Origin of the sequence: Stieleria sp. (genome assembly GCF_041595215.1) — a bacterium.
Classification (GTDB): domain Bacteria; phylum Planctomycetota; class Planctomycetia; order Pirellulales; family Pirellulaceae; genus Stieleria; species Stieleria magnilauensis.
Genome location: NZ_JBFHKV010000477.1, coordinates 1 through 6,095 on the forward strand (window position 1 = coordinate 1; position 6,095 = coordinate 6,095).

3 protein-coding genes are annotated in these 6,095 nt (G+C 59.0%); all 3 read left to right on the forward strand.

Annotated elements, in window-relative coordinates; all coding sequences use genetic code 11:
• Positions 1 to 1,382 (forward strand): solute:sodium symporter family transporter (locus ABX749_RS18180; protein ID WP_372897211.1); only part of this gene is annotated, 1,382 nt, incomplete at its 5' end.
• Between the two features lie 424 nt (positions 1,383 to 1,806).
• The gene (locus tag ABX749_RS18185; protein ID WP_372897212.1) at positions 1,807 to 5,547 is read left to right on the forward strand and encodes an AAA family ATPase; all 3,741 of its coding nucleotides are present in this window, start codon (positions 1,807 to 1,809) and stop codon (positions 5,545 to 5,547) included.
• 228 nt (positions 5,548 to 5,775) lie between these two features.
• On the forward strand, positions 5,776 to 6,095 hold a 320-nt coding region (locus ABX749_RS18190), incomplete at its 3' end, for an HDOD domain-containing protein (protein WP_372897213.1).

Here is a 6,095-nt window from a genome sequence, read left to right on the forward strand (position 1 = left end):
TGGTGTTTCTGCCGCGTTATTTGAAATCCGGGATCGCAACCATCCCACAGTTCTTTGAAGAGCGTTACGGCAGTGGCGTGCGAACGTTGACGACGTTTCTCTTCGTCATCGCCTACATGCTGATCCTGCTGCCCTTCGTGCTCTATTTGGGGGCCAACGGATTGTCGGGAATGCTGGAACTGGAATCGCGGTTGAACATGACACAGATCCAAACGATCTGGACGGTGATCATTTTTATCGCAACGGTCGGTGGTGCCTATGCGATTTGGGGCGGATTAAAAGCGGTGGCGGTCTCGGACACCTTCAACGGTGCGGGGCTGCTGATCGGTGGATTGATGATCACCTATTTCACACTCTCCACGATCGCCGGGGAGGACGGCAGTTTACTCACCGCGTTGTCGCTGATCGCCGACCGCGACCCGGACGCGTTCCGCTCGCTCGGATCGGCCGACGAAGATGTCTCCTGGCCGACCCTCTTTACAGGGGTCTTGCTGCTGAATTTTTTCTATTGGTCCACCAATCAACAAATCATTCAGCGCACGTTCGGCGCCAAAAACCTGGCCGAGGGGCAAAAGGGTGTCCTGTTGGCCGCGTTCTTCAAAATCTTGGCGCCGCTGATTTTGGTGTTGCCTGGGATTGCGGCCGCGTACTTGGTTGCCACGAATCCCGAGTTTGCCGAGCGCGTCGGCGCGACGACCGATGGGGCGGCCAACCGGGCCTACGGCACGCTCGTGGTTTCAGTTTTACCCGAGTCGTTGGTAGGATTTTTTGCCGCCGTGGTCGTCGGGTCGATCCTGTCAACGTTCAACTCGGTGCTCAACAGCAGCGCGACGTTGTTTTCCCTGGACATCTACAAGAAATTCATTCGTCCCCAGGCGTCGACGCACCAGGTCGTGCTCTCCGGCCAGCTTTGCAGCTTCGTCGTGGCGGTGTTCGCCGTGATCGCCGCCCCCACGTTTTTCCATGGCCGTGAAGAGGTTTTTGGTTTCTTTCAAAAGCTCAATGGCGTCTACTTCATCCCCATTCTGGCGATCATGTTGGTCGGCTTGACCAATCGCACGGTTGACGGGATGTCTGCGCTGATCACGCTGATCGTCGGGTTGACCGCAATGTCGATCGGGACGTTCTTAAGTGGCCAAAGCGAAACAGAGCAGGGCTGGGTGATCGGGACCTTCGGGTCGGGGTATCACTTCATGGGCGTCGTGTTTTTGGGTCTGATCGTGCTGCAGTTGGTTCTCGGCGCGGTCGGGTTCCGCCGCAGCACACCCTACGTCCAACAAGACGTGGGGGCGGTCGACCTGACTCCGTGGAAAGCCGCTCCCTACGTCGGCGGCGGGCTGATCCTGTTGGCCATTTCGCTGTACGCGGTCTTTGCATTCTGATCGAAAGCGAGCGACGGCGATGGGCGACAAATCGGGCCGCCGACAAAGGGAAGGCAGCCCCCCCACGATGCAACATTGCGGGGACACGATGTGCGCAAACGCCACGATTCAACTTCTTCTGGCGCACACCTGGATTTTGCCTCCAGCGGTTCGACCGAGTCGTTTATACTGCGTCTGAAAATTTGGCGGGGCTTCGCCACCAAAGAGATCAGAGGCAAACGATCAGGGCCAAGAGGGCTGCCGAGAGGCGAACGAACGGTTGTTGCCGAGCAAATGAACTCGATTCAATCGATCCAAGCATACGGCTAGCGTCATCGCGATGGATGCACCTCCAGAGAACCCTCCTGCAAATCCGTCTGACGAAACTCAGGGCCGCCCGTCACGCAACGACGAAACGCGTTTATCCAACTCGCTTGAATCGTGCATGAGTTCGCCGCTGGTGGCCGGCCAACGCTTTGGCGATTTCCGCATTCGCGAGTTGATCGGTCGTGGCAAGGCGGGATTTGTCTATTCGGCCGACGACTTGTTGGCCAAGCGGCGCTGCGCACTCAAATTGCTGTGCCGCATGTCGTCGCACGATTTGTATCGCAACAAGCTCGGGTTCCGCCGGATGTCTCCGTTTCGGCACCCCTGCCTGCTCCGCACCGACCGGATCGAGATCATCGAGAAGTACACCGTGCTGTCGATGGAAGAGATCGAAGGCGAGACGTTGTATGCGGCGGCATTGCGGCTCAAAGAATTGCCTCCGCCGGAAGCCTATCGGCGGCTTCATTCGCTGCTGCACGACTATGCCGTCGGATTGGCGATCATGCACTTCGGCGGTCTGGTGCATCGCGATTTAAAACCGACGAACATGATGGTCCGCAACAACGGGCACGGTGTGATCGTCGACTACGGATTGGTCGCCAACTGCGATCCGGAAACCGACCCCTATGGGCTGCGTCCCTACATCGCCGGGACCCCGCGGTACTTTTCCCCGGAAGCGTTATGGGAACAAAGTTACACCCCGGCGGGCGATGTGTTCAGCTTGGGTCTGGTGATGCTGGATTGCCTGAACGAGATCTCGGGAAGCGATCGCTGGCTGCGTCAGGGCGATTTCGCCGACTGGGTGCGTGACGAAGACGAGCAAACGATTGCCGACGCCGTCTCGGGCATGGACGAAGACGTCCCACCGCTGCTGCGAATGGCCGTCGCCGGCATGCTCAATGCCGACCGTACCAAACGCCCGTCATCACTTGAAATCGTCGCGATGACGAAGACCGATGACAATCCGATTCGATTGGTGACCACGCACCATCTGTTCGGCCGCGAACGCGAGTTGGAACAATGTGAACGGTGGATCCGTGAAATCTATCGCGGCCGCACCGGGCGACTGCACATCCACGGCGAAGCGGGCGCGGGCAAGACGCGATTGCTGGATGAACTGGAGCGTCAACTTCGACAGAACAACTGGGGCCAGGTGTTTCGGGTCAAGTGCCGATCGCGCGAAAACCAGACGCTGCAGGTGTTGGACCAAATCGCCGATCAAATCGCCCAGCGTTACTCCCGTTCCGATCGCGACGCGCTGAGACTCGATCCGGTCAGCGCCTCGCTCCTTATTCATTCGTTTCCCCAGTTGCGTCACGTCATCGTCACGGACCTCGCCGAAACGCCCGACATGTTCTCCGCGGTCCCGGAACGACTCGACGCACTTTCGGCCGCGGCAAGACTGAGCCGTGAACTGCGCAAAGTCGGCCCGCTGATCATCATCATCGATGACGCCCAGTGGTCCGACCACGACAGCGACACCGTCTGGGACGAGTTGCAAAAGGACACCGATGGCTTCTTGGGAATCATCACTTCCTCGCGAAAACCGGAAACCAATCAACGCCAGGCAGCCGACCAGTGCATTTACATCGGCCCGCTACCACCCGACGCGGCGCTGTCGTTCTTGCAAACCGCGGCGACGCGTTGGGATGCCAACATCAATCCCGCCGGCCTACAGGAACTGGTCGACGTCTCTCGCTGCAACGCCTTCCGATTGCAAGAATTGGCCGAAGAGTTTCGCCCCGAAGGGATGCTGCATCAGGTCGAAGAATCCAACGACGCCTCGATCTCGAACCTGGGCGACGTCGATCGATTTTGGCGTGCCCGGTTTGACCGTTTGAGCGACGATGCCAAATCCATCCTCGCCTTCATCGTGACCGCGGCGGCCCCGGTTTCGATCAGCCAGCTAGCGGATCTGACCGGACGAGGCGAACAAGTCGATGTGTCCGTGTTCGAATTGGTCAACCAACGTCTGGTCAATGACGACGCCACGGGTAAAGAATGCATCACCGTCGTTCATGACAAGATTGCCGACGGTTTGATCGAAAACCTGGACACCAACGAACTCCACCAAGCCCATCTGGCCTGGGCGGACTTGTTATCCAAACTCAATCGACCGCGTGATTTCGCCGCCCGCATTGCCGCCCATTATTATGCCGCCGACCAGGACGGCCGGGCATTGCCATTCGCGATCATGGCCGCCGAGAATGCCGACCGCGCCTTTGCCAAGTCCGAGGCGGGCGAATGGCACGCAAAGGTGCTACGCCAAGTCACCGGGGATGCCCGCGAAAAACACTTGCGAGACGCCGCACGGTGTTTCCACGAAGCCGATTTGCCCGAGAAAGCAGCCCACTACTACCTCGAACTCTCCGAAGGGGCCACCGACACGCACGAACGCCTGCGATTTCAAACCCTGGCGCTGCAACTGTTGCTTCGAAGCGGGCAAATGGATCGCGCCCGTCCGCTGTTGGCTGACCTGGCCGACCAGTTTTCGATTTCCTTCGCCCCGGGCTCCGGGGAATGCTCGCTTTCCGATGTTCGCGCGCAACTTGCCCGGCTGGCCGATCAACTGAGCGACATCAGCGAACTCGAGTTGCACCATCAAGACACGGTGCAATCCGACGATCGAGAAACAGGCGATGAGCCTGCACCGCAACAAGATTCCGTCGAAGCGTGCGAACTGCATTTCTGTAGCGAGATCAGTCGTTCGATGGCGATGCTGGACTTTCGAGGCACGCTGCAATTGGTGCTCCACGGCGCCAACCGAGCCCTGGAACATGGATCGACCAACGAGCGGATTCATTTCGCCGCGATGGCACATGTCTGGACCTCGCTGGTGTCCGCCGACCAGACCAGCGTTCAAGTTCAAAGCCGCGAGTCTCTTGATGCCCTGCTGGCGTGCCTGAACCATCAACCGGCCGGCAAGATCACCGCGGAGATCCGTTCCGGGATCGCATTCACCGAGTCGCTGGCGATGCGATGGAGTGCCGTTCCCGATGCCGTCGACTCCTGTGTGCTCGATTTCATCGCTGATTCCAAACCGCTGCGTTTCGAAATCGCACACACCCGATGGTTACGTCTGTGGGCCGACTGGCACCTCGGACGGTGGAACGAAATGCAGTCGATGGTTCATGAAATGGTCGACGATGCCAAGCGTCGTAACGATTCCTACCAGCAGTTGGTCGCAACGATCGGCTATGGCGGAAACGGCTTGCTGTTGTCCGACAACGTCGCCGAACTGCAACAGCTTTGCCGAGACAACCAACGCATCAAGACCGACACCGGGACCGTCGAGCTGATCGATTTCTTGCAGTGGATGCAAACCGTTCAGCAATCGCTTTACCTGGGCGACTTCGCCGCCGCCTCACCGCTGGTGATGAAGATGCGACGGTCCATCGAAAGCTCGCCGATCGGACAGATCTTGCTGGTCCGAGTTTCCCTGGACTACTTCACGGCGTTGGTATCGCTTCACCTGCGCAGCCAATCATCCGCCGGCCCGCTGACCGACCCCGCGGTCGTTGAAGCCTGCATCGTTCGCTTGGAAAACCAGACCTCCGACTATGGACGGATGCTGGCCGCGCTGATCCGCGGAATCGAGAAACGTCAGTCCGAGGAACGGGAACAGGCGATCGAGGCATTTCAGCGAGCGGCAGAACTGGCAAGCCGACATGGTTTGTTTCCGTATCAACTGGCGGCCGAAGACGGTTTGCTGAACTGCGTCAAGCCTGAGGCGGATGCCGATTCGCTCTGCCAGCAGATGCTCAATCAGCGGATCGAGCATCCCGAAAAACTGCAACGCCTCTACACGGTCGCCCCACCGCGACAGCTGCCGGCAGAGACGGGAATCACCGACGCTTAGCCGCATCGCGATCGATGCTAGCCCGACGTGTCAGCGAGGGACGCCGCGTGGCCCCGTGCTAACGCATGCGGGCTTCAATCGACAGGCCGTCAGTGGTCGATGTCGGTTATCCCCTGGCGAGATTGATTTGCGTCAATCCTTCGCGACCTACACTTTCGAGGCGATCGACGAATCACCCGATCTGAATCCGTTCTGCAAACCCTCCTCCTCCGACCCTGTTTCGCACCCATGACTCCTTGCCCACCGTGCGAACCGACCGTCGATTGTAACGAGAGTGCCAACTTTCAGTTCGAAATCCCTCGATTTTCCGCCACCGCATCACAACTCGTTGAGACGCTGAACCAAACCGAGGCGAACGTGCCCGCGGTCGTTCAACTGATCGAATGCGAACCGACGATCAGTTCTCAGGTTCTGGGACTCGCCAATAGCCCGATTTACGGCGCAAGTCGCGCGATCACCACGATCGGACACGCGGTCGTGGTCCTCGGTTTTCGTTGCGTCGCCCAGCAGGCGATCGCGTCGGCATCTGGGGCTCTTTTCAAGGCGAA